This is a genomic window from Gordonia sp. (in: high G+C Gram-positive bacteria) (assembly GCF_020438995.1).
Lineage (GTDB): Bacteria > Actinomycetota > Actinomycetes > Mycobacteriales > Mycobacteriaceae > Gordonia.
On sequence record NZ_JAGQTN010000321.1, the window covers coordinates 1 to 1,626 of the forward strand.

A 1,626-nucleotide genomic window follows, 5' to 3' on the forward strand; every position below is an offset into this window, starting at 1 on the left:
CACCGGACGATGGGCGTAAGTTCACCGAGTTGTACAACGTCAACCGAATCCGACGCGGACCGATGCCCGACGCCACATCGGTCGCGATCTCCACCATTCAGAGGGTGTTCAAGGCGCTGCGCAACGACGACGTCGCCGACGCGGATGATCCCGAACTCGATGGCCGGAAATGCGCGAATACCGATTCTGCTGCCGCACAAACTGATTCATAGGGATCCCCGACACTGTCGGCGAGCTGCGCGGCCACCGAGTCCAGCAAAGCCTCGTGATCGGCGAAGATCACATCCTCTTTCGACCGGAACTGCCGGAACAGCGTCCGCCGCGACACCCCCGCCGCCTCCGCGATCTGATCAACAGTCGTCGACTCGTACCCCTGCGCGGCGAACAACCGGATCGACTCGGCCACCACCCGCAGCCGCAGGTCCACAGGTTCGCTCGAAGACATGCGCATCAGTATCCACCGTCACTAGCACCGACCCTCCAACCGCAGCCTCGCCATAGCGGGCCTGATCGTGTCCACACCTCGACACTCAACGGCTGACAGTCACTGCTTACATGGCGCTACATGCGACAGGCGACACAGCGGGCGCCCCCGCCAGTGAACCGCCGCGTCAGTCAAAACGTATGGGTGCGTCTGTCCCGGTCCTGACGTTCAGCGTGCCACTCCATGACTGCAACCAGCCGCGGTTGCACCCGCCCGGTACACCCGTGGCCTGCACACCGATGCTGACCTTTCCAGGGGTCACCTTTCCATCCGTCAGCTTCCGCGCGAAGTACCAGGGCGTGGTTTCACCCGGACCGAGTCGCACTCCTCGCAATCGTCGCCCGTCGACCACCGGCGTCGCGATCATGTCCGAGCAGTGATCGGCATTCGCGGTGAACCGCAGGCGCAATAACCCTGTCGTGGTGAAGACGACCACGGTCGGGGTGGTCACACAGACCTGTGGCGCGGTCGGCTGGTTGACGCAGGACGCCACACCGATCGTGTTGCGGTAGACCGTGGCCGACGCGGGGGCGACGACCCCGGCGACGGCCGCCACCGAGGCGACTGCGGCAACCGCCGTCGCGGCCAGACGTCGGGTGTTCACGATAGACATCCTGGGGCAGCCGGAATTGCCGGAATTGAACGCCTCGATCGTACACCTGCAACCGGATCACGTATAGAGGCAGGACTCCTGACTTGAAACAGGTGCCGAGTGTGCCGCCAGTCCCGGAAACCGGCATTGATCGCAACCTCAGCCCCCACCGGGTGCCCCGAATCACACCGATCCGTGTCCGGCTCGCCTACGGTGGAGGCCATGTCCGCACCGGTAACACCCGACACAACCGCTTCCGGCGACACCGCCGCTGCCGGAATCCTGCGCGAAATCCTCGACGGGCCGTGGCACGAGACCCGGGAGATGGTCAGGGAGAACATCGATCGCGCCGAGCTGCTGCCCGACCCGTCGCGCACGCTCGATCAGGCCCGCGCCCAGATACTCGACACCATGCGGTCACTAGCCGGGAATGGTTTCGCCGCACCGGGTTTCGCAGCCGATCATGGTGGCACCGGCGATGTGGGGGCCGCGGTCACCGGCATCGAGACGCTCGGTTATGCCGATCTGTCACTGATGGTGAAATCCGGTG

General features: G+C 64.8%; 1 protein-coding gene and 2 pseudogenes. 1 reads left to right on the forward strand and 2 read right to left on the reverse strand.

What is annotated here, in order from left to right:
• Positions 1-166: 166 nt before the first annotated feature.
• Positions 167-445, reverse strand: a pseudogene (locus tag KDB67_RS22230) (helix-turn-helix domain-containing protein); the annotation flags it as partial.
• A gap of 166 nt (positions 446-611) precedes the next feature.
• A complete protein-coding gene (locus tag KDB67_RS22235) occupies positions 612-1,040 on the reverse strand; it encodes a hypothetical protein (protein ID WP_291020726.1) in 429 nt (142 codons plus the stop codon).
• Between the two features lie 258 nt (positions 1,041-1,298).
• Between KDB67_RS22235 and KDB67_RS22240 the strand changes: the two are divergent.
• Positions 1,299-1,626: pseudogene (locus KDB67_RS22240) on the forward strand (acyl-CoA oxidase); the annotation flags it as partial.